At 69.2% G+C, this 22,012-nt stretch carries 21 protein-coding genes and 1 riboswitch; of the genes, 8 read left to right on the top strand and 13 right to left on the bottom strand.

The window, feature by feature from the left end:
* Window positions 1-205 precede the first annotated feature (205 nt).
* Window positions 206-1,552, bottom strand: coding sequence for an amidase (locus P3H15_RS20955; RefSeq protein WP_276139097.1), 1,347 nt, complete (start codon window positions 1,550-1,552; stop codon window positions 206-208).
* Window positions 1,553-1,716: 164 nt separating this feature from the next.
* On the opposite strand from P3H15_RS20955, the gene P3H15_RS20950 reads away from it, so the two are divergent.
* On the top strand, window positions 1,717-3,768 hold the full coding sequence (locus P3H15_RS20950; RefSeq protein WP_276139022.1) for a serine/threonine-protein kinase: 2,052 nt from the start codon (window positions 1,717-1,719) through the stop codon (window positions 3,766-3,768).
* A 10-nt stretch (window positions 3,769-3,778) separates the two neighbouring features.
* Here P3H15_RS20950 and hpt read toward each other — a convergent pair whose 3' ends face one another.
* The 4 genes from hpt to dacB are packed head-to-tail and all read right to left on the bottom strand — an operon-like array spanning window position 3,779 to window position 7,769.
* Complete coding sequence (gene hpt / locus P3H15_RS20945) at window positions 3,779-4,333, bottom strand: hypoxanthine phosphoribosyltransferase (protein ID WP_072947351.1); 555 nt, start codon at window positions 4,331-4,333, stop codon at window positions 3,779-3,781.
* A 4-nt stretch (window positions 4,334-4,337) separates the two neighbouring features.
* On the bottom strand, window positions 4,338-5,318 hold the full coding sequence (gene tilS, locus P3H15_RS20940; RefSeq protein ID WP_276139021.1) for a tRNA lysidine(34) synthetase TilS: 981 nt from the start codon (window positions 5,316-5,318) through the stop codon (window positions 4,338-4,340).
* A gap of 19 nt (window positions 5,319-5,337) precedes the next feature.
* Entirely contained in the window at window positions 5,338-6,384 is a 1,047-nt protein-coding gene (locus P3H15_RS20935; protein WP_276139020.1) for a zinc-dependent metalloprotease, read from the bottom strand.
* Window positions 6,384-7,769 carry a D-alanyl-D-alanine carboxypeptidase/D-alanyl-D-alanine-endopeptidase gene (gene dacB / locus P3H15_RS20930; RefSeq protein WP_276139096.1) on the bottom strand — a complete coding sequence of 462 codons (1,386 nt, stop codon included), beginning with the start codon at window positions 7,767-7,769 and terminating at the stop codon, window positions 6,384-6,386. The genes P3H15_RS20935 and dacB overlap by 1 nt, the downstream gene beginning before the upstream one ends.
* A gap of 131 nt (window positions 7,770-7,900) precedes the next feature.
* Here dacB and P3H15_RS20925 point away from each other — a divergent pair, with 131 nt between their 5' ends.
* A complete protein-coding gene (locus P3H15_RS20925; protein ID WP_276139019.1) occupies window positions 7,901-8,392 on the top strand; it encodes an inorganic diphosphatase in 492 nt (163 codons plus the stop codon).
* A 66-nt stretch (window positions 8,393-8,458) separates the two neighbouring features.
* Here P3H15_RS20925 and P3H15_RS20920 read toward each other — a convergent pair whose 3' ends face one another.
* Window positions 8,459-10,156, bottom strand: a complete 1,698-nt coding sequence (locus P3H15_RS20920) for an MDR family MFS transporter (protein ID WP_276139018.1) — start codon at window positions 10,154-10,156, stop codon at window positions 8,459-8,461.
* Between the two features lie 75 nt (window positions 10,157-10,231).
* Window positions 10,232-11,062: a crotonase/enoyl-CoA hydratase family protein gene (locus P3H15_RS20915; protein WP_276139017.1), complete on the bottom strand. Its 831-nt coding sequence runs from the start codon at window positions 11,060-11,062 to the stop codon at window positions 10,232-10,234.
* Window positions 11,063-11,144: 82 nt separating this feature from the next.
* On the opposite strand from P3H15_RS20915, the gene P3H15_RS20910 reads away from it, so the two are divergent.
* A complete protein-coding gene (locus P3H15_RS20910) occupies window positions 11,145-12,464 on the top strand; it encodes a monooxygenase (RefSeq protein ID WP_276139016.1) in 1,320 nt (439 codons plus the stop codon).
* A gap of 75 nt (window positions 12,465-12,539) precedes the next feature.
* Window positions 12,540-13,607 (top strand): alpha/beta fold hydrolase, encoded by a 1,068-nt coding sequence (locus P3H15_RS20905; RefSeq protein WP_276139015.1) that lies wholly within the window; start codon window positions 12,540-12,542, stop codon window positions 13,605-13,607.
* A gap of 44 nt (window positions 13,608-13,651) precedes the next feature.
* Here P3H15_RS20905 and P3H15_RS20900 read toward each other — a convergent pair whose 3' ends face one another.
* A complete protein-coding gene (locus P3H15_RS20900) occupies window positions 13,652-14,302 on the bottom strand; it encodes a TetR/AcrR family transcriptional regulator (RefSeq protein WP_276139014.1) in 651 nt (216 codons plus the stop codon).
* Between the two features lie 52 nt (window positions 14,303-14,354).
* Between P3H15_RS20900 and P3H15_RS20895 the strand changes: the two genes are divergently transcribed.
* The 3 genes from P3H15_RS20895 (at window position 14,355) to dszD (ending at window position 16,657) form a co-directional block, all read left to right on the top strand.
* A complete protein-coding gene (locus P3H15_RS20895) occupies window positions 14,355-15,446 on the top strand; it encodes a hypothetical protein (protein WP_276139013.1) in 1,092 nt (363 codons plus the stop codon).
* A gap of 34 nt (window positions 15,447-15,480) precedes the next feature.
* The gene (locus tag P3H15_RS20890) at window positions 15,481-15,954 is read left to right on the top strand and encodes a YbaK/EbsC family protein (protein WP_072947342.1); all 474 of its coding nucleotides are present in this window, start codon (window positions 15,481-15,483) and stop codon (window positions 15,952-15,954) included.
* A gap of 118 nt (window positions 15,955-16,072) precedes the next feature.
* Entirely contained in the window at window positions 16,073-16,657 is a 585-nt protein-coding gene (gene dszD, locus P3H15_RS20885; protein ID WP_087559824.1) for an NADH:FMN oxidoreductase DszD, read from the top strand.
* Window positions 16,658-16,662: 5 nt separating this feature from the next.
* On the opposite strand, the gene P3H15_RS20880 is transcribed toward dszD, so the two are convergent.
* The 5 genes from P3H15_RS20880 to P3H15_RS20865 all read right to left on the bottom strand — a co-directional run bounded on the left by P3H15_RS20880 (window position 16,663) and on the right by P3H15_RS20865 (window position 20,351).
* Window positions 16,663-17,289 (bottom strand): hypothetical protein, encoded by a 627-nt coding sequence (locus P3H15_RS20880; protein ID WP_276139012.1) that lies wholly within the window; start codon window positions 17,287-17,289, stop codon window positions 16,663-16,665.
* A gap of 55 nt (window positions 17,290-17,344) precedes the next feature.
* A complete protein-coding gene (locus tag P3H15_RS55780) occupies window positions 17,345-17,413 on the bottom strand; it encodes a putative leader peptide (protein ID WP_369325290.1) in 69 nt (22 codons plus the stop codon).
* Window positions 17,414-17,441: 28 nt separating this feature from the next.
* Window positions 17,442-18,737 carry an aminotransferase class V-fold PLP-dependent enzyme gene (locus P3H15_RS20875; RefSeq protein ID WP_276139011.1) on the bottom strand — a complete coding sequence of 432 codons (1,296 nt, stop codon included), beginning with the start codon at window positions 18,735-18,737 and terminating at the stop codon, window positions 17,442-17,444.
* A gap of 51 nt (window positions 18,738-18,788) precedes the next feature.
* Window positions 18,789-18,903: riboswitch (SAM riboswitch) on the bottom strand.
* An 81-nt stretch (window positions 18,904-18,984) separates the two neighbouring features.
* Entirely contained in the window at window positions 18,985-20,232 is a 1,248-nt protein-coding gene (locus tag P3H15_RS20870; protein ID WP_276139010.1) for an MlaD family protein, read from the bottom strand.
* Window positions 20,229-20,351, bottom strand: coding sequence for a hypothetical protein (locus P3H15_RS20865; RefSeq protein WP_276139009.1), 123 nt, complete (start codon window positions 20,349-20,351; stop codon window positions 20,229-20,231). Before P3H15_RS20865 ends, P3H15_RS20870 begins: the two co-directional genes overlap by 4 nt.
* 173 nt (window positions 20,352-20,524) lie before the next feature.
* Here P3H15_RS20865 and P3H15_RS20860 point away from each other — a divergent pair, with 173 nt between their 5' ends.
* Window positions 20,525-22,006, top strand: a complete 1,482-nt coding sequence (locus tag P3H15_RS20860) for a cytosine permease (RefSeq protein ID WP_124391762.1) — start codon at window positions 20,525-20,527, stop codon at window positions 22,004-22,006.
* Window positions 22,007-22,012: the final 6 nt, after the last annotated feature.

The following is a 22,012-nucleotide window of genomic DNA, read 5'->3' as shown; positions in this document are numbered from 1 at the left end:
GGCCGAGATGGCCGGTCCTTTCGAGAGTGCGGGTCTTCCGGGTGCGCCTTCCGGCTGCCAACCGGACAAACCAGGTTACCGCGAAGGCACCCCGGCGACTCCAGGTAGCAGCCAACCGCTGTCGCGAGCGGTCTCTATTTCGTTCAACGCGCGCGGCTGCCCATCGGTTCCCTCCGCCTCGATCCGGGTCCGGATGTGCGGGAGGTCACCGCGTAGGCGCGACCCTCGGCCAGCCGCCGCCGACCCGCTCGATGTGGGCGGCCAGGGCCAGGATTCTGGCCTCTCCGCCGGGCGGCGCCGCAATCTGCACGGCCAGCGGGGTGCCCGAATGCGAATGCGTGCCGACGGGGACACTGGCCGCGGGCCAGCCGACGAGATTCCACAGCGCGCTGAGCGGGGCGTACCGCACGTTGGCCACGATGTTCGACAACCACGACCGCTCGCTCCACGTCGTCGCCGCCAGCGGCGGCTGCGCGAGCGCGGGGGTGATCACCACGTCGTAGTTCTCGAAGAAGGCGCGCAGCGAGTCCTCGAGCCTGTTCACCTGCTGCGGGCGGACGAACCGGCCCAGCGCGCGGCCCAATGCGACGTGCCTGCGGGTCCGCGGCTGCAGTCGCCTGCGGTCGAGGCCCTCCGCGTCGGCGGCCGTTCCCGCCGTCCAGCGGGCGAGAACCGGAATCAGGTTGACCGGGTACGGCAACGTCGCGGGCTCCACGTCGTGGCCCGAGCCGGTCAGTTCCGTCCCCGCACGCACAGCCGCGTCCCGCCACTGCGGATCGACCGTGGCCAGGAACGTCGGCGACCCCGACGCCACCGCGATCCGCAGTGGCTCCGACGGCCCGATCCGCGCGAGTTCGGGACGGTCGGCGATCACGGACAGCATGAGGGCGGCGTCGTCGACGGTCGTGGCGATGGGCCCGTTCTCGGCCATGCCGAACCAGGAGGTGGCGCCGAGTTCGGACGGCACGACTCCCCTGCCCGGTTTGATACCGAACACTCCGCAGTTCGCCGACGGGATGCGGATCGACCCCAGACCGTCGGTCCCGTGCGCCAGCGGCACCATTCCCGCGGCGACGGCGGCGGCCGCTCCCCCGGACGAACCGCCGCAGGTCCGGGACGGATTCCACGGGTTGCGGGTGATGTGGCCGGGCGCGTCGGTGGTTCCCCACACCGCCAGTTCGGGCAGGGTCGTCAGGCCCACCACCACCGCGCCCGCCGCCCGCAGTCGCGCCACGACCGGATGGTCGGCGGCCCTCGGTTCGGCGCTGGTCGCGCCTGATCCCTCGCGCATCGGCAGCCCGGCCACCGGGATGACGTCCTTGATCGCGACAGGCACCCCCGCCAGTGGAAGGGTGGCCAGATCCGGTCGGCGGGACAGGGCCAGCGCTTCGGCTCGGGCCTGGTCGCCGAGGACCGCGGCGAACGCCTGGATCTTCGGTTCACGCTCCGCGATGGCCGCGAGCGCGGCCTCGACCTGCTCCATCGGACTCGAGACGCCCGAGCGGACCTGCTCGGCGACGACGACGGCTGAGGTGAACGGGGAGTCCCCCATCATCCGAGTATATGGTGCAGCGCAGCAGCGATTTCGAGTATTCGCGCTGGATACGGTAGGTCAGCGGGGTTACCATTCGCTTGTCCCTGGATGGGACTCTTCACACCGCTCCAGACAACCTCGATGTGCCCAGAGAACCCGCCCAGTAGAACCCTCGATGTGCAATGACCAGAGGAAACGGGTCGGGCAGAGACGGATCGGCCGCTGGATCGGACTCTGCCGAACGGACCGTCGGAGTCACGAACTCCGAACACGAGAGCAGCGAAGCGACGGTCGCGGCCGGCCCGTCGACGGTGACGGCTGAGCAAACGGTGACGGCTGAGCGAACCGCACCCGCCGACCAGACCGCGGAGGCCCGTCCAACCGTCACCGCCCGCCAGCGGGACACGCTCATCACCATGCCGCCCGGCAGTGCGGCGCTCGACGACGTGGAGGTCGGGCAGCAGGTCGACGACTTCGATCTGCTGATGGGGCTGGGCAGCGGCGCGTTCGGCCGCGTGTTCCTCGCACGCCAGCGGTCGATGCAGCGTCTGGTCGCAGTGAAGATCTCCCACGACAAGGGCAACGAGCCGCAGACCCTCGCGCAACTCGACCACGACTACATCGTCCGCGTGTTCGACCAGCGGCTGCTCGAGGACCGTCAACTGCGCCTGCTCTACATGCAGTACCTGCCGGGTGGCACCCTGCTGCGGGTTCTGCGGCGCGTGCGCGTGACCCCCGAGCAGGAGCGGACCGGCAGCCTGCTGCTCGACGTCGTCGACGAGGAGATGCGGGAGAAGGGCGAACTCAGGCCCACCGACTCGAGTGTGCGGGACGAGATCGCGTCGCTCACCTGGCCCGAGACGATCGCGTGGCTGGGACGGCGACTGGCCGAGGCCCTCGACTACGCAGGCAAGCGCGGTGTCCTGCACCGCGACATCAAACCCGCCAACATCCTGCTGACGGCGGAGGGTGTGCCCAAGCTCGCCGATTTCAACATCAGTTTCAGCGACACCGTCACCGGGGCGTCTCCGCTCGCCTACTTCGGCGGGTCCCTGGCCTACATGTCCCCCGAGCAACTCGAGGCGTGTCACCGCGGAATGCCGGGAACGGCGGCGGACCTCGACACCCGCAGCGACATCTTCGCGCTCGGGGTGATGCTGTGGGAGCTGATGTGCGGGCGGCGTCCGTTCCAGGACGAGGACGTGTCGAGCGAGTCGCTCGCCGCACTCGAGGCGATGCTGGACAGCCGCAGCCGCGACGTCGACCCGGAGTTCCTGGACCAGTTGCCCGCCGACTGCCCGCCGTCGCTGCGCCGGGTACTGCTGACATGTCTGGCGCCGAAGCCGGAGGACCGGTGGTCGTCCGGCGCCGAACTGGCCCAGCAGTTCGACCTGTGCCTGAACCCGCGGGCCCGTGATCTCGTCGATCCGCCGCCGAACAGTTGGCGCATGCGGTTGCGCCGCTTCGCGCTTCCGATTCTGGTTTTCGGTATCGCGGTGCCGAACGCGCTCGCGGGCGCGTACAACTATCACCACAACAAGATGCTGATCATCAGCAATCTGACGCCGGAGGCGCAGCAGTCGTTCGAGGGGATCCAGTTGGTGATCAACTCGATCGCGTTCCCGTTGGGCGCGATCATGCTGCTCTACTGGTGCCGCTACCCGCTGCTGGTTCCGCGGGGTCTGCGCAAGGGCCGGACGTACGACCGCCAGACCCTGGCCCGGGCCCGCACCGACACGTTGCTGCTCGGCGACCGCGTGGTGCTCGTGGTGTTCGGGTTGTGGGTGATCGCGGGCATCGCCTATCCGATTTCCCTGCAATTGGCGGCGGGGAACGTGCCGCCGGGCGCGTACGTGCACTTCATCGCGTCGCTGATCGTGTGCGGTGCGGTGTCGGTGGCGTACCCGTTCTTCGTGGTGGCGTTCTTCGCGGTGCGCTGCATCTACCCGACCCTGCTACCGCAGGACATCGCGAGCAGCGCCGACGCGCACAAGCTGCGGGGCCTCGACCGCCGCAGCACGCTGTATCTCGCGGTGGCCGCGTCGGTTCCGCTGGCCGGTGTGGCCGGCGTGACGTTCCTGTCGCCCGACGAGATCACGCTGGTGATCATCGCCGTCCGCATTCTGTGCGTCGGCGGCATCTTCGCGTTCGTCGGCGTGTACTGGCTATTCCGCCAGCTGGAGCAGGATCTGCGGGCGCTGGAGCTCGCCGTGTCCCACGAAACCGTCCGCTGACGGGCGGGGTTCAGCCTCCGTAGACGGAGGGCTCGAGCGTTCCGATGTACGGCAGGTCGCGGTAGCGCTCGGCGTAGTCGAGGCCGTAGCCGACGACGAATTCGTTGGGAATGTCGAAGCCGACGTTCGCGACGTTGATGTCGACCTTGATGGCGTCGGGCTTGCGCAGCAGCGTGACGACCTCGAGCGACGCCGGGTTCCGCGTCGAGAGGTTGCGCATCAGCCAGGACAGCGTGAGACCGGAGTCGATGATGTCCTCGACGATCAGCACGTGGCGGCCGGCGATGTCCTTGTCGAGGTCCTTGAGGATGCGCACGACACCCGAGGACGACGTGGACGACCCGTAGGAGCTGACGGCCATGAACTCCATCTGGGTGGGGATGGGGAGGGCCCGCGCGAAGTCGGTCATGAAGAAGATGGCGCCCTTGAGGACACCCACCAGGAGCAGATCCCCTTCCGGGGCGCCCTCCGGGTAGCGCTTGGCGATCTCCTCGGCCAGTTCGACGGTACGTCGACGGATCTCGTCCTCGGAGATCAGTACCGATGCGATGTCGCCTTCGTACACGCGATCAAACCCTTCGTCGGTCGTCCAATCCGACGTTCAGCCTGCCACGTCGCCGTCGGACCACCAACCTCGCGTCCGGTGTTCCGCCCCCGACCGCCACCTGTCCCTGCCCCCGCCACCGTGCGACGAGGTCGTCCACGGCCCGCAACTGGGTGTCTCCGAGACCGCGCGCACCGGCCGCGAGCAGCCAGCTGCGCAGTACCCGGCGGCGGACGGGCGGTGCCGACAGGGCCAGGAGCGCCGCGTCGATTTCCCCGCCCACCACGACTTTCGCTTCGGCGTCGGCGGCCACCGCATCGAGGACGGCCCCCTCCTCGCGCAGGTGTTCCCCGGTGCGGGCGAGGGCCCCGGCGACACCGCCACCCAGGACGTCCTCCAGCAGCGGCAGCACCTCGGTGCGCAGCCGCACCCGCACGAAATCGGGTGAACTGTTGTGCGGATCCTCGTGCGGGCGCAGGCCCAGTTCCGCGCAGGTCTGCCGGGTCACCGCGCGTCGCACGTCCAGCAGCGGCCGGCCCCACGGGCTGTCGTAGGGGCTCATTCCCCAGATGGATCGACCGCCCGAACCGCGCGACAGCCCCAGCAGCACCGTTTCGGCCTGATCGTCGAGGGTGTGCCCCAGCAGCACCGGGCGGGTTCCGCGCGCCGAGTCGAGAGCCCGGTAGCGGGCCTGCCGGGCGGCGGCCTCGAGCCCGCCGGTTCCGGTGACGTCGACGGGAAGCACCTCGGCGGACGCGCAGCCCAGGGCCCGGGCACGCGCTGCCGCCTCGTCGGCGACGGCGTCCGACCCCGGCTGCAGCCGGTGATCGACGACCAGGGCGACAGCCGAACGCGCCTCCGCGGCGGCCGCCGCGGTCAGGGCCAGCGAATCGGCGCCGCCCGACAGAGCGACCGCGACGTCGCCGTCCGGGGCGTGTGCTGCGATCCAGCGCCGCACCGCGTGACGAACCTCGAGGATCGCCGGCTCCTCGGGAAGCACTGTCACCGGCTCAGTCCTTCGCGAATCAGCCCAGCACCCGGGACACCCAGGCGTCCGGCGCGTCGATCTCCGCGAGCCGGGGCAACGTGTCGGGGCCCGTCCACACGACGTTGAACCGGTCCATCCCGACCTTGTCCACGACGGCGTCGACGAACGCCTTGCCGCGCACGTACTGCGCCATCTTCGCGTCCATTCCGAGCAGCGCCCGGATGACGCGCTGCACCGGGTTGCTCTTGCGGCGGCGCCGGCTGTCGAAGGCCGCGCGGATGGTGGCCACCGACGGCACGACCTCGGGACCGACCGCGTCCATCACGTGGTCCGCGTGCCCCTCGAGGAGGGTGCCGAGCACCAGCAGACGGTCGAGTGCCTCACGCTGGGGCTCGGCCTGGGTCGCGCGCAGGAGTCCGACGATGCCGCCCGGCGCACCCGACTCGTCGGGCTCCGCGCGCCCACGGTCGCGCAGCGCGGAGGACAACCGGCCGACCATGTCGGTGATCGACTCGTCCTCGGCGGATCCGAGGGTCTCCACCGACTCCTGCATGTACCCGGTGAGCCACGGTGACGACGAGAACTGCACCCGGTGCGTCACCTCGTGGAGGCACACCCAGAGCCGGAAGTCGCTGGGCCGCACCCGCAGCGTGCGCTCGACGGACACCACGTTGGGCGCGACGAGCAGCAGGGTCCCGTTGTCGCCGGTGAACGGGTCGTACTGGCCGAGGATCGCCGAGGACAGGTAGGCGAGCATCGCCCCGGCCTGAATGCCCGCCGGCTTGCCGAGCAGCATGCCGGGGGCGGCGTCGCCGCCGGTGAGTTGCGACATCGAATGCGCGGCGGCGTGGATCCACCCCGCCCGGTCGAGGATCTGGGCGGTGGGCACCGGCAGTCCGTCGGCGAGGCCGGTGACTTCCCGGACGGGCAGTTCCGCGCGCATCGACGCGTCGGCCAGTTCCGCGACCACGGCTTCGGCCGTGTACCGCGACGTGGCGGGCCCGCTGCGCGCCAGCCTCACTCCCGTCCTGGCTGCGAGTTTCCAGTCGACGGCACCGCTGAAGGCATTTCCCTCGGCGGCCATCACTCGCACCCGCACGTGCGGAGCGCGGCCGCCAGTGCGTCGAGCGCGGGACGACTGACCTCCGGCGGGCGGTCGTTGGACATCAGCGCGAACGTGAGGACGCGCCCGTTCTGGTCCACCACGTAGCCGGCGAGGGCGCTGGCCGTGGACAGGGTGCCGGTCTTCGCGCGCACCCATCCGGCGCCCGTGCGGTTCCCCGACGCGTACCGGTCCGACAGGCTGCCCGTGGCGCCGGCCACCGGCAGGTAGTCGAGCATCGGCCGCAGGGCGGGATTCCCCTCCCCGGCAGCGGCCGTCAGGACCTGGTCGAGTGTGTGCGGTGCGATGCGGTCGTCCACGGACAGCCCGCTCGCGTCGTGCAGCGTGAGCCCCGACAGATCGAATCCGGCGCCGGACAGGGTCTGGCCGATGGACGCGACGGCGCCCGCGAACGATGCTTCCGCGCCGGCATTCATGGCAACCTCCCGCCCGATCGCTTCGGCAAGCACATTGTCCGAGTGTTCCACCATCTGCCGCAACCGGTCGCGCAGCGGCGCGGACTGCACACTCGCGACGGTGGCGGCGCCGGGTGCCGCCACGCCCGACGCGACCGCCGACGGGTCGACGCCGAGCGCACCGGCCAGCGTCCGCCCGGCGTCGATCGCGGGCGTCGAACTGCGCGGCGACTCGTCCACGAGTGGGTCGGCGCGGCCGCCGTCGATCATGATCGGCTCGGTGGGGGTGATGAATCCGGCGCCGACATCGGTCGGGAACCACCCCTGCGCCATGGTGTCGCCCGAGTAGATGCCGGTGTCGACGACGATGCGCGTCACCTGGATGCCCGCGTTCCGGATCTGGTCGACCAGTTGCGAGATGTGCGCCGCACCCGGGTAGTAGCCGTTCTCCCCGACCGGCTTCGCGGTGAGAGTGGGATCACCACCAGCGACGAGGACGATCTCCCCGGGAGTCGCCCCCTGCACGACCTTCGTCGTGACACGGTGGTCGGACGGCAACGACAGCAGCGCGGATCCCGCGGTGAGGACCTTGGTGGTCGACGCAGGCGTCATCGGGGTCTGCGGGTCGACGCTCCACAACACCTGACCGGTGACCGCGTCGGCGACCGTTCCGCTGAACTTGCCGAGGTCGGGGTTGGCGGCGGCCGGATCGACCGCGGCCGCGATCCCCTGCGCAGTCGGCATCGGCGCGTCGTCCGGGACCGGTGTGACCTGCGGGGCCGCGATGATCGGCGCCGGTGCGGGGGCGATCGTCAGTTCACCGCGGCCCGCCGACGCGTTGTGCGCGCTCACCGCGACCACCAGCACGGCGGCCATCGCGAGCACCACGACGACGACCGACGCGAACAGAATTCGCATGTTCCGACGGTGGCGTCCCGCCAACGAGCCCATCTTCTTCTTTCCCTGGCCCGGCAACGCGCCTCCGTCTTCACTGTGATTCGTGGGTGGTCAGACAACCAACCTTATCCTCGACCCGATATCCTCTCCCCGAATCATCATCGACACGACAGCGAGGAATCGGCGTGGAGTTCGACGTCACCATCGAGATCCCCAAGGGTCAGCGAAACAAGTACGAGGTCGACCACGTGACCGGTCGCGTGAAGCTGGACCGCTACCTGTACACCGCGTTCGGCTACCCGGCCGACTACGGCTACATCGAGAACACCCTCGGCGAGGACGGCGACCCGCTGGACGCGCTGGTCCTGCTCCCCGAGTCCGTGTTCCCGGGAGTCATCGTCGAGGCACGTCCCGTCGGCATGTTCAAGATGGTCGACGAGGCCGGCGGCGACGACAAGGTGCTGTGCGTGCCCGCCGGCGACCCGCGCTGGGACCACATCCAGGACATCGGCGACGTCCCGCAGTTCGAACTGGACGCCATCAAGCACTTCTTCGTCCACTACAAGGACCTCGAGCCGGGCAAGCACGTCGAGGCGGCCGACTGGGTCGGGCTCGCCGAGGCGAAGGCCGAGGTCGAGGCGTCGCTCGAGCGTCTGAAGAACAACGGCGGGCACTGAGCCCGACGTTCGTTCACGCGGCGCCCAGTTCTCCCGTCATCGGGTGGACCGGGCGCCGTTGCCGTCTCACTCCCCCGCGTCGCCGCGGGCCGCGGCCTGCAGTCCGGACTCGCTGCGCAGGGGTACTTCCTTCCACAGCACGGTGAGGACGAACGCGACGACGGCGAGTATCGAGACGCTGAGGAAGACGGATCCGATGGCGTCGGCGAATCCTTGCCGGAACGGCAGGGCGAGCACGTCGTCGAGTCGTCCGATCACCGAACTGTCCGTGAGGACGCCGCTGACGCCTGCGTGGTCGGGGCTGAGCATTCCCTGACCCATGGCGGCCTCGGCGGGGTCGTTGCTCTGCGCGGCGGCCACCACTGCCCGCCGGAAGTCGGAGGTGCCCGCGGCGGCCGTGACGCGCTCGCCGATGGCCGGGGTGAGGCGGGAGAAGAGGATCGACAGGAAGATCGCGACGCCTGCGGTGCCGCCGATCTGCCGGAAGAAGGTGGCCGCTCCGGTCGACACCCCCATGTCCTGCGGGGGCAGGGCGTTCTGAATGGCGAGGGTGAGCGGCTGCATCAGGTTTCCGAGACCGAGTCCCAGGATCAGCATGAACGCCATCACGACGGGCATCGGAGTGTCGGCTGCGAGCGTGTGCAGCAGGAACGCGGCGACCGCGATCAGGGCGGTCCCCAGGATCGGGAAGTACCGGTACCGCCCGGTCCGCGAGATCATCTGGCCGCTGACCACCGACCCGGCCATGAGGCCGAGGACCATCGGCAGGATCTGAAACCCGGCGAGGGTGGGGCTCGAGCCCTTCACCACCTGAAGGTACTGGGGCAGGAGGGTGATGCCGCCGAACATGACGGCGCCCACGACGAGGCTGATGACGACGCCGAGCGCGAAGGTGCTGTTGCGGAAGAAGCGCATCGGGATGAGCGCGTCGTCTTTCATCGCCAGTTCCACGAGCACGAAGGCAAGCACGCCGACGACGCCGATCACGTAGCACGCCAACGACTTCGAGTTGTCCCATCCCCAGGTGTGCCCCTGTTCGGCGACGATGAGCAACGGCACGACACCCACCGCGAGGGCGATCGCGCCCCACCAGTCGATCCGCCGGCTTCCGCCCGGTCGTCGCGGAAGGTGCAGCACCCGGGAGACGACGGTGAGCGCGACCAGACCGACGGGCACGTTGACCAGGAAAACCCAACGCCAGCCGTCGATTCCGAGGATCACGTCCTGCCCGGCGAACAGTCCGCCGAGGACCGGCCCGAGCACGCTGGACGTGCCGAACACGGCCAGGAAGTAGCCCTGGTATTTGGCGCGCTCACGCGGGGAGACGATGTCGCCGATGATGGTGAGCGCCAACGAGAACAGGCCGCCGGCGCCGAGTCCCTGCACCGCACGGAATGCCGCGAGCATGTACATCGATGTCGAGAACGTGCACAGGACCGAGCCGATCACGAACACCGTGATGGCGAACATGAAGAACGGCTTGCGGCCGTAGATGTCGGACAGCTTGCCGTAGAGCGGCGTCGCGAGGGTGGCGGTGACGAGGTAGGCGGTGGTGGCCCACGCCTGCAGCGAGTAGCCGTCGAGGTCGTCGGCGATGGTGCGGATCGCCGTTGCCACGATCGTCTGATCGAGCGCGGCGAGGAACATGCCGAGCATCAACCCGCTGAGTACAGCCAGGATCTGCCGGTGGGTGTAGGCCACCGGCGTTTCGACCGAATTCGACACTGTTTCCTCGCTGCGCTGTCGTTTACTTGTAGTCGGCAAGTATGCGAGCGCAGCGAGGATTCGGGCAACTGTTGGACTGGGCTTTACCTGCGGATAAGCTCTGCCGCCGCCGGACTACTCGCCCGTGAACTCGGGGGCGCGTTTCTCGAAGACGGCGGTGATCGCCTCGGTCAGGTCCTGAGACGGCAGGAACGCAGCGTTCCACGCGGCGACGTAACGGAGGCTGTCGTCGACGGCGGCCGCCCGGGAGTGGTCGAGGACGTCCTTGATGCCGTGCACGACGAGCGGCGGGTTCGCCGCGATCTCGGCTGCGGTGGCGTGCGCGGCCGCGAGGACGGCGTCGGCGTCCGCGTAGACGTCGTTGACGAGACCGATCTTCTGCGCGCGGTCCGCGTCGATGTCCTTGCCGGTGAGTGCGAGTTCTCGCAGATGGCCGTCGCCTATGATGGCGGGCAGCCGGGCGAAGCTGCCCATGTCGGCGACGATCGCGACCTTCACCTCACGGATGCTGAACTTCGCGTCGGTGCTGGCGTACCGGATGTCGCAGGCAGAGATCAGGTCGACGCCGCCGCCGATGCACCAGCCCTGGACGGCCGCGACCACCGGCTTGCGGCAGTCGGCGACCGCGTTGATGCCGGACTGCATCCGCTTGATCATGTCGTGGAACGCGGTGCGCGGGCCTGCCTGTGCCTTGTCCGCGAGAACGGAACCGAAGCTGCCGCTCATGGCGGGCAGGTCGAGACCGAAGGAGAAGTTCTTGCCCGAGCCCGCGATCACCACGGCCCGCACGTCGGGATCGGAGTCGAGTTCACCGAAGATCTCGGGGAGCTCGCTCCAGAAATCCGGCCCCATCGCGTTGCCCTTGCCGGGTCCGGTGAGCGTCACCTGCGCGACGTGATCCTTGCGCTCGACGGTGAACGCATTCCAGGTCTTCTGTTCGGTCATTACTCGAGAGTAACCTCCGCTCGCCGGTGTCAGGAGAAATACCCTGGAGGTCTCTGCACCGTCTTGCGAACGGACAGCCGCGATGACGCATCGGACGCCCCCGGGTGGCGACGCCGTGGTCGTCGGCGCCGGAATGGGTGGCCTGCTGGCGGCGGCGGCGCTCGGCAGCACGTTCCGGAACGTCGTCGTCCTCGACCGCGACGTTCTGCCCGACGCGGCCACCGCGCGCCGGTGTGTGCCGCAGGCCCGGCACGTGCACGCTCTCCTCGCCGGTGGGCAGGCCGCGATGGAGGACCTCCTGCCGGGTCTCGTGCCCGAACTCCTCGCCCTCGGCGCCACCGCGGGCGACGCGCTCGGCGACATCCGGTGGATCGTCGACGGGCACCGGTTGGCCCGCGCGACCAGCGGGGTTCCCGGCATTCTCGCCAGCAGGCCGCTCGTCGAGTGGCAGGTGCGGCGGCGGATCCAGGCCCTGCCGAACGTGCGGATCCTGGACCGTTCCGACGTCACGGGCCTCACCCTGGACGGCGGGCGGGTGACCGGCGTGACCGTGCGGCACCGGGGCGGGGTTCCGCCGGAGGTCGTCCGGGCCGATCTCGTCGTGGATTCGTCGGGCCGCAGTTCGCACAGCGTCGCCCGGCTCGGCGCGCTGGGGTTTTCGCCGCCGCCCGAGTCGCAGGTGGCCGTGGACGTCAGTTACGCGACGAGGCACTTCCGGCTCGACCCGCCGCACCTGGACGGCGATTCCGGCATCGGGATGGCGCCGGGACCGTCGAGTCCGCGCAGCGGATTCATGGGCGTGCAGGAGAACGGCACGTGGATCGTCACGCTCGCCGGGTACGGCGACGACGTGCCGCCGCTGGATCCGGGCGGGTTCCTCGACTTCGTGAAGTCGTTCCCGGCGCCGGACATGTACGACGCACTGCGCACGGCCGAACCGGTGGACGACGGCGTGCGCTACCGGATCCCGACGACCGTCCGGCGGCACTATTCCGCGGACGATCTGCCGCCGGACTATCTGCCGTTCGCGGACGCCATCTGCTCGTTCAATCCCATCTACGGTCAGGGGATGAGCGTCGCCGCGGTCGAGGCGCAGATCCTGCGGGACTGCCTGCGGTCGGGACGGGCGCATCTCGCTCGCCGGTTCCTGCGCGGGGCGAACCGGTGCATCGATGCCGCGTGGAATCTCACCGTCGACAACGACCTCCGGATCCCGGCCGTGCCGGGACGACGGTCGGCGCGGGTGCGGTTCGCCAATGCCTATGCGTCCCGGCTCGACCGGGCCGCGTCCGTGGACCCGGCCGTCGGGGCGGCGTTCCTCCGGGTGACGCATCTCCTCGACCGTCCGGGGACGCTGCTCCGACCGGCGACGGTGCTGCGGGTTCTGCTCGCCTCCCGCTGACGGACCACCGCAGGATTACCTGTATGTTGACGTCACAGATACCTCAAGGATCTGCGCCGCCACGAGAGGAAGTCCGTGCTCGACATCGCCTGGAACCCGACGCTGAACACGCTGACCCGCAACGCCTGGCGACTGTCCTTCGGCGGCGGCATCGCGCCCGTCCAGCGCACCCCGTCGACCCGCATCCACGAGGCACCCCATCAGGACCTGTACCGGTTCGACGGTTCCGACACCGACGACGACCGGCCCATCCTCCTCGTGCCGCCGCTCGCCGCGCCCGCGCAGTGCTTCGACCTCCGGCCCGGCCAGAGCCTGGCCGCGCACCTGGTCGGGTCGGGCAAGGCCACGTATCTCGTCGACTACGGAACGATGGGCTACGCCGACCGCGGCCTGGGGTTCGAGGACTGGGTGGACAACTTCATCCCGGCCGCCGTCGACCGCGTGTCCCGGCTCCACGACGGCGCACCCGTCGACCTGATCGGCTGGAGCCTCGGCGGCACGATGTCGCTGCTCACGGCCGCAGGCCGGGGCGATCTGCCGATCGGTTCGGTGACGGCGATCGGCACGCCGATCGACTACGAGTCGGTGACCATGATCGCGCCGCTGCGGGCGGTCGGCCGGTTCACCGGCGACCGTCCCCTCACCACCGCCACGGGAGCGATGGGCGGACTGCCCGCGCCACTGGTCCAGGCCAGCTACCGTTTCACCGCACTCCAGCGCGAACTCACCAAGCCGTGGTTCATCGCGCGGAACCTGCACGACACCGAGACCCTGGCCCGCATGGAGTCCATCGACCGGTTCATGGCCGACATGCCCGGGTACCCAGCACGTTTCTTCCGCCAGGTCTGCACTCAGCTGATCCTCGGGAACGCGCTCGCCACAGGGAGCTTCGAGACCAGGAACGGCGCGATCGCGCTCGCCGATCTGACGGTGCCGGTCCTCGCGATCGGCGGCACCGAGGACGTCATCGCCCCGATCCCGTCGGTCCGGGCGGCGACGGACGTGCTCACCGGGTCACCATCGGTGCGGTTCGAATCCGCGCCGGGCAGCCACCTCGGACTCGTCGCGGGCCCGAAGGCCAAGGACTCCACGTGGGCACACATCGACGGCTTCCTCGACGGGGTCGTTGCGCAGACCGCCTGACATCAGACCAGCCCGGGCTGTTCAGACGACCATGGACCGGGCGATTACACCAGCCCGGCCCGGGCGACGGCACCTGCGAACAACGCGGTGACCGCGGCGCCCATCGTCTGCCGGTCCACTTCCTCCGGATCGACGGAGTGTTCGAGCACGAGGCCGGAGATGAGGGCCATCAGCGAGATGGCCGTGGTGCGGACGTCGAACGTGTCGTCGACTCCCCACTCCCGCGCGCGCTCGCCGATCAATTCGACGAGCCGTCCCCGCAGTTGCCGCCGTTCCCGCAGGTAGGCCTGGGCGATCTGCGGGTCGCGGGCGGCGAGCACACCGAATTCGAGTACCAGCAGCGACCACCCCGGCTCGCGCACCATCCACGACGCGACGGCCTCGCCGCCCCTGCCCGCGGCGTCCGTCGGGTTCATGCCGGCGATCTCGGCGAGCACCCGTCCCGCGAGTTCGAGTGAGCGCGCCGCGAAGAGTTCGGCGAACAGGTCCTGTTTCGACTCGAAGTTCGAGTAGACCGCGCCCTTGGTGAACCCGGCCCGCCGTGCGACTTCGGCGAGCCGGGCCGCACTGAAGCCGCGTTCCGCGAATTCCTCCGCCGCCGCGTCGAGGAGGCGCTGTCGCACGACGTCGCGACCGGGACGCGTCGTCGGCGTCCATTCGGTGTGACGACTGTCCGGTTGACGTTCTTCAGTCACGATACCTAGGGTATTCAATACCCTAGGTATCGACAAGGATCGAGGATGTCCGATGACCACCACCGTCAGCGAAACCCCCACCCCGGCTCCCGTGCACCACGACAGTCCGGTGTCGAAATACGGCGCGCCCAAGGTGATGGCCGGGCTGGTCTTCGGCGTTCTCCTCCTCCAACTCGGCTTCATCCTCAGCTACGTGGCCGCGTTCCATCAGCCCACGCCCCGCGACATCGAGATCGGGGTCGTCGCCGCGGCGGGACTGCCCGCCGGGACCGACCAGCAGGTCGCCGACCGGCTCGACGCGATCGACGGCGGGCCGCTCCGCGCACGCGTCGTCTCGGACACCGCGGAAGCCCGCCGCCTCCTCCACGACCGTGAGATCCAGGGCGCGTTCGTCGTGAATCCCGCAGGTCCCGACACCCTGATCACGGCGAGCGCGGGCGGCAGTTCCATCTCCAGCGCGCTCGAATCGGTCTTCACCCAGGTGGAGAACAGTCAGGGTCGCGAGTTCACGGTTCGCGACGAGATCCCCGTGGGCGCGCACGACAACCGCGGCCTGTCCGGTTTCTACCTGGCCGTCGGGTGGGTGGTCGGCGGCTACCTGCTCGCGGCCGCGATCGGCCTGTTCATCGGCGCCCCGCGGACCCTGCGTCAGGCGTCCGCGCACACGGCCGTCCTGTTCGGTTACGCCCTGCTCTCCGGCGCTCTCGGCGCCCTGATCACGACGCACGTGCTCGGCACGTTCGCGGGTCACTGGTTCCCGCTGTGGCTCCTCGGGACCGGTGTCGTCTTCGGCACGGCCGTGTTCACGCTGGGCCTGCGCGCCTCGGTCGGCATCCTCGCGGTGCCGCTCGCGATCGCCGTCTTCGTCATCCTGGGTAACCCCAGCGCAGGCGGGGCGTTCGGTTCGAACGTCATCCCCACCTTCTACGCGGCCATCGGACGGTGGATCACCCCCGGCGCGGGTACCGAGGGAATCCGCAGCATCGTGTACTTCGACGACATGGGCCTGGGACAGCCCGCGCTCGCCCTCGCGCTCTACTCCGCGGTCGGGCTGGGACTGCTGTTCGGGTTCACCGTCCGGCGGCTCCGGAAGCTGGAATCGACTACGCCCCGTACCGATGTCGTGTCGGAAGACGCTTCTTGATGTCGTTCCAGGGGAATGGACCTACTCTTGGTTCATGCCGACGCCCCTGCACCCCCACGCCGCGCATGTCGCCGAGACTCTGATCGCGCGAGGGCACCATGGGGTGATCGTGACCCAGCCCGACTCCACCCACACCGCGGCCGAGGCGGCGGAGTCCCTGGGGGTCGATGTCGGCGCCATCACCAAGTCACTGGTGTTCCTCCTCGACGACGACCCGATCCTGCTCCTCGTGTCGGGGGCGCACGAGGTGGATCTGGCGAACACGGGCAAACGACTGCAGGGAAATCTGACCCAGGCACCCCTCGACATGGTGCGGATCGCGACCGGGCAGCCGATCGGCGGTATCGCCCCGCTCGGACATCCCACGAACCTTCCGACCTACGTCGACAACGCCCTGTCGGAGTACGCGGAACTGTGGGCCGCCGCCGGTCACCCGGACACCGTCTTCCGCACGTCGTTCTCGGAGTTGGTCCGGATCACCGCGGGCCTGGCGATCGACGTCGACTGAATCCCGGCCGCTTCCCGCCCTTATAGTTGACGTCAGATCTCGTGAACGAGAATGACGGGCGCGAGAACGACCGCGCGAGAATGACACAGTGCCCACACGGGCCGACCCGGAGAATGATTTGTCCGACAGAGCCGAGAACGCCGATACCGTCGATGGTTCGGACCTCCCCCGCCACCCCGAACTCGCCCCCGGAATCTGTGCGGAGGACTACCGCGCAGCCCTGCGCCGTCACCCGGCGGGCGTCACCATCGTGACCCTCGACTCGGGATCGGGCCCGGTGGGCTTCACCGCATCCTCGTTTTCGTCCGTCTCGCTGGCCCCGCCGCTGGTGTCGTTCAACATCGCGAACACGTCGTCGAGCATCGATGCGCTCCACTCGGCGGGCTCACTGGTGATCCACCTGCTCGGGGAGCACCAGCAGCACCTGGCTCAGCGCTTCTCGCGGAGCGCGGACCAGCGGTTCTCCGACGAGTCGCTGTGGGCGCGGCTCGACACCGGCGAACCGGTGCTGCACGGAACTCCCAGTTGGATGCGGGTCGTCGTGGACCAGTTGATTCCGGTCGGCGACCACACGCTCGTCATCGGCCTCGTCACTCGCGTGCACGCCGAGGCCGACGACGATTCCGCGTCGGCTCCCCTGCTGTATCACGAGGGCCGGTACTACCGGCCCACTCCGCTGGGTTCAGCGAACAACGGCAACTGACCTGGTCAGGACGCCAGCACCCGTTCGACGCGGGGGAGGTCGAAGCGGCGCAGCGCTTCGTCCACGGCTTCGGCGGACGTGACGAGACCGCGCTCCTCCAGCCACGGGAGGGTGTCGTCGACGAGCTGCTCGAGCACCCTGGGCAGCGACAGCGGGAGCAGCGTGACGCCGTCGGCGACGCCGGCCGCCTGGATGTCGGCGATGAGCCCGGCGAGGCCGACCGGAGTTCCGATGTACTGCAACGACACCGGTGCGCGCGGTGCGTCCAGCGCACTGTCGAGGAGGGCCAGCTCCTTGCGCGCGGCGCGGGCTTCTCCGGCGATGAGCACCTCGAGGTCCACCAGGACGGTGACGCTGTCGGGGTCGCGGCCGTCGGCGACGATCTCGGCACGGATCCGTGCGCGCTCCTGCTGCGCCTCACGCAGATCGGCGGCCCGGATCCGGACGACGTTCGGCGGGAACGACGTGAGGTCGAGCTGATCCGTCGAGTCGGCGGTCAGGTCCACCCAGTAGTCGGCGCCGTTGATCGGCCGCGTGCCTGCGGCGCCCTCGGCGGCCGGGTGGTGTCCCGATCCGGTCAGTTCGACGGCGACGCGAAGGGGTCGGGAAACGAAGGCATTGTCTCGAGACATAGGGGTTCCTCGGGAATGACGTGTGCGTGTGAGTGAGACGGAGCGGGAAGACCGGTCAGCTCGAACACATACCCGAGGCGGTTCGGCACAGATCGACATGCCGACGGCACCAGTGAGCAATCATTGCGCTCCCAGCCTGCGATGCCATGCCGTCATACTAGCGCGTCTCGCGAAAAGCGGGTCTCGGGCACCGGATTCCACTGGCCGCTCTCCTTGGCGTAGGCCCAGTTCCGGCGTCCCGCCACCAGGGTCCGCACGGCGTCGACCAGGCGATCCACGTCCTCCGAGCAGCTTCCGAGACCGACGCTCACCCGCACGGCGCCGTCGGGCCTGCCGAGGCGGCCGAGCAGCGGGTGTGCGCAGAAGCGTCCGTCGCGAACTCCGATTCCGTGTTCGGCGGACAGGTAGGCGGCGATCTCCCCCGGCTCGAAACCGTCGATCGTGAACGTCACGATCCCCACGGTGTCGGGGGCGTCCGACCACAGCCGCAGGAACTCCAGGCCGTCGACGCAGCCGAGGCCGTCGAGGAGCCTGCCGGTGAGTGCCGCCTCGTGTTCGGCCACCGTGCCGAAGTCGAGTTCGGACAGCGCATCGCACGCGGCGGCGAGGGCCGCGGCGCCGAGCACGTTGGGGGTTCCCGCCTCGTGCCGGGCGGGGGCAGGCGCCCACTGGGTGGATTCGACGGTCACGTTCCGGACCGCGCCGCCGCCCGCGAGATAGGGCTCGGCGGCGTCGAGCCAGTCCCGGCGGCCCACGAGCACGCCGGCCCCGAACGGGGCGTACAGCTTGTGCCCGGAGAAGGCGAGGTAGTCGACACCCCACTCCTCGACGTCGATGCGGCGGTGCGGTGCGAGCTGCGCGGCGTCGACGAGAATCCGTGCGCCGCAACGATGCGCCACCTCGGCGAGGGCGGCGATCGGCAGCACCTCACCGGTGACGTTGGACGCCCCCGTCACCGCGAGCAGAGCGGTGGGCTTGGAGCACAGTTCGGCGACGAGCAGCCGGACGGTCTCGGCCAGCGTGTCCGCCGCCCGCACGACGCGAGAGTCCTTCCACGGCAGCAGGTTCGCGTGGTGTTCGATGTCGAGGACGACGGTGCTGCCGGGAACGCATCCGGCGAGCAGGTTCAGCGAGTCGGTGGTGTTGCGGGTGAACACCACCACCTGATCGTCGCACGCTCCGACGAACCGGGCCACCGAGTCGCGGGCCTTCTCGTAGCACTCGGTCGACACCCGCGAGGCGTAGCCGGCGCCGCGGTGCACGCTGGAGTACGTCGGAAGCAGTGCCCCGATACGGTCCGTGACCTGCGCCAACGCCGGTGCACTGGCCGCGTAGTCGAAGTTCACATAGGTGCAGTCGCCGCCCTGAACGAGCGGAACCCGCAGGTCGGAACCCGAAACCTGGGCCAGGGGGGCAACACACACGTCAGCGGTCAATACAGCAGTCATCACGACATCCCTCGTAGTCAGGGACTCGTCGCAGGGTCGGTGCCCTCTCGGAGTCCGCGCTTGCCGGGTTCGGTATGAACCTCAGCCTGGTCGTCACCCGGAGCACCCCGCCGCGGTGGAGGGTTGCCGACCAGCTAGCCGGGGCTTGACGCTGGTACTCGTGACCTGTTTCGAAGATTGCAGGATCGGCGCGCAGTTGTCAACCCGGCACCCGGGAGGGTCCGGGATCCGGGTCCGACGATTCGCGTCAGTTGGGGGTGACCCCGAGCAGCGGGGCGAGCTGATTCGCAATCGGGTTGAGGTCCAGCTTGTTCGGGTCCTTCTTGGGTGTGGAGTCCCATGGCTGAACGGTGGCGGGGCCGCCGAACACGATCCGGTTCGCGCTGCGGACGCCGGTAAGACTGCCCTGCGGTGCCGCACAGGTGGCGGCGGTGTTCTGCGGGAAATCCTGCTGTGTGTCGTCGAAGTTCGGATCCTGGCGCCTCATCTCCCGGAGGATCGCCTGGGTGCCCTCGTACCCTACGGTGCACGACGGCGGGTTTCCGGTCTCGGCCACCAGGCCCAGGTGCACGGTTCCGTCGTCGGGCGCGATCGTCGACGACGCCGCCGCCACGCCCGGCAGGTACACGAACAGGGTTCGCAGGGCAGTCGCCTGCACGGAGATCGCCTTCGCCGTGGCGGACAGGTCGGCGAGGTTCGCCGTGATGCCCGGACCGACGTCCGAGACCAGTTGTCCCAGTTGATTGCTCGCGAGGTTTCCGTTGTCGATCAACCGCCGGATGTCGGGGTCGCTGCTGCGCAGTCGATCCGCGAGCGAGTCCAGGTCGGCACTGAAATCCCTGATCGCCGAAGACTGTTCGGACTGCGTGCCCAGCACCGTCCGACTGTCGCGCACCAGGGCCACGGTGCGGTCGAGTGATTCGACGCCCGACCCCGACAGCCCGGACAGCGAATCCGCCAGCGACCGAAGGTCTTCACCCTTTCCGTCGAATGCCGCGCCGAGTTCCGTCACGACGGTGTGGAGTGCGTCGATCGGCACGGATTCGGTCAATCTCTCCGCGTCGGCGAGCAACTCCTCGACGGGTACCGGCGTGGACGTGTCGCGGGCGGCGATGCGAGAGCCGTTCACCAGGTACGGTCCACGATCAGCAGAGGGCTGCAGGTCGACGTACTGCTCACCGATCGCCGACCGGTTCGCCACAACGGCTTTCGCGGACGCGGGAATGTCGGGCGCGCTCTTGTCGATCCGCAATTCGACGACGACGCCGTCCGCCGCGAGGGACAGATTCCCGACGCGGCCGACCGGCACGCCGCGGTAGGTGACTTCGGCGTTGGTGAAGATGCCGCCCGACGTCTCCAGTTCGAGATTCACGGTGTATTCGCCGAAACCGAGGAGGTTGTCGAGGCGCACGTAATGGGCACCGACGTAGACGAGCCCCATGACGGCGACGAGTACGAAGCCGATCAGCTGCCACCGGACCATCGGCGACCTCACCGTGCACCCTCGATGTCGCGTCGATCGAACGCCGTCCCTGCTGCGGCGAGCCGGTCCGGGTTCACGAGACGGCTGGTGGTGGTGGCGGGCACAGACACTCCGATGGCAGATAGATACATGAGACGAACGGTCACACATATATCTAGTCCGGTCGCTGGAGCAGCGCAAACTCCGCGACGCCCGCCGTGGTGCACGTCACTCTCCAGTCTTGACTGAATTTTCAGTTTGGAATATGTTCGGTAGCCAACAGGACGTGATACCGGTCACCTCCGCCCCGAATGTGAGGTCCGCAGTGTCCACGAATCTCGACCCGACGACGCCCCTCGACGACACCGCCCCCTCCCCGCCGGAGGACCGGTTCGGACACGTCGAGACGATCGGCGTGGAGTACATCCCCGAATCGGAACGCGACTCGCGGCCGCTCAACATGCTCGCGGTGTTCTTCGGCGGCAATCTGGCGTTCTCCGTGATCGTATTCGGCTGGCTCCCCATCACATTCGGGCTCAGCTTCGGCAGCGCGTTGGCGGCCAGCGCGATCGGCATCGGGCTCGGGACGCTCCTCATCGCTCCCCTGTCGCTCCTGGGCCCGCGCACCGGCACGAACAACACCGTGTCGAGTGGTGCGCACTTCGGCGTGAGCGGACGGATGATCGGTTCGGGGCTCACCCTCCTCTTCGCCCTCGCGTACGCGGCGATCGCGGTCTGGACGTCGGGGGACGCACTGGTCGCCGCCGCCCACCGCCTGTTCGGCACACCGGTCGACAACGGCATGCTCGCCCTCGGCTACGGCATCATCGCCGCCGAGATCGTGGCCGTCGCACTGTTCGGCCACGGCACGGTGGTCGCACTCCAGAAGTTCGTGCTGCCCGTCGTCGCCGCACTGCTCCTGCTGGGGGTCTTCGCATTCGGTGGCCACTTCGACGGCGGCGCGGGCAGCGGCGACTACCTGCTCGGCGGCTTCTGGCCGACCTGGATTCTGGCCGTCGTCCTCGCCGTCGGCGGTCCGCTGTCCTACGCCCCGACGCTCGGCGACTACAGCAGGCGGATCTCCCGGGTGCGGTTCAGCGACCGTTCGATCGTCGCGGCCACCATGGCCGGCATCTTCTTCGGACTGTTCCTGACCGCGGCGTTCGGTTCGTTCACCGCGTCGACGTTCACCACGCTGAGCGACTCCTACGTCGCCGACCTGGTGGCGGAGGCTCCCGGCTGGTACGTGCTGCCGATCGTCCTCGTCGCCCTCGCGGGCGGACTCGGCCAGGGCGTCCTCAACGTCTACGCCAGCGGGCTCGACCTGGAAGCGCTGATCCCCCGGTTGCGACGCGTCCACACGACGCTGATCACGTCGGCGCTCGCGGTGGCCCTGCTCTACATCGGCGTCTTCGTCGTCGACGCCGTCGATTCGATCACGGCGATGACGTTGGTGCTCAACGGTTTCGCCGCTCCGTGGGTCGCGATCAACGTCGCCGGCTTCCTGGTCGCGCGGCGCGGGCAGTACGACGCCGTCGATCTCCAGGTGTTCAACCTGGGCCGGAAGGGCGGGCGGTACTGGTTCACCGGCGGCTGGAACCTGCGCGCGGTCATCCCCTGGGCCGCAGGATCGCTGTTCGGCCTGCTCGCCGTCGACACGTCGCTGTACTCCGGGCCACTTGCCGACATCGCGCACGGTGTCGATGTCAGTCTGATCGGATCGTCGGTCATTGCCGTGGCCGGCTACCTCGTCGCGCTGCGACTGTGGCCCGAACACGTGGCCCCGGTCGAGGCGCCGTCGTCCTAGGACGAC

Origin of the sequence: Rhodococcus sp. T2V (assembly GCF_029269925.1) — a bacterium.
Taxonomy (GTDB): Bacteria; Actinomycetota; Actinomycetes; order Mycobacteriales; family Mycobacteriaceae; genus Rhodococcus_F; species Rhodococcus_F koreensis.
Note: the sequence above shows the minus strand (reverse complement) of the source record. Positions and strands in the feature narration are given on the sequence as shown.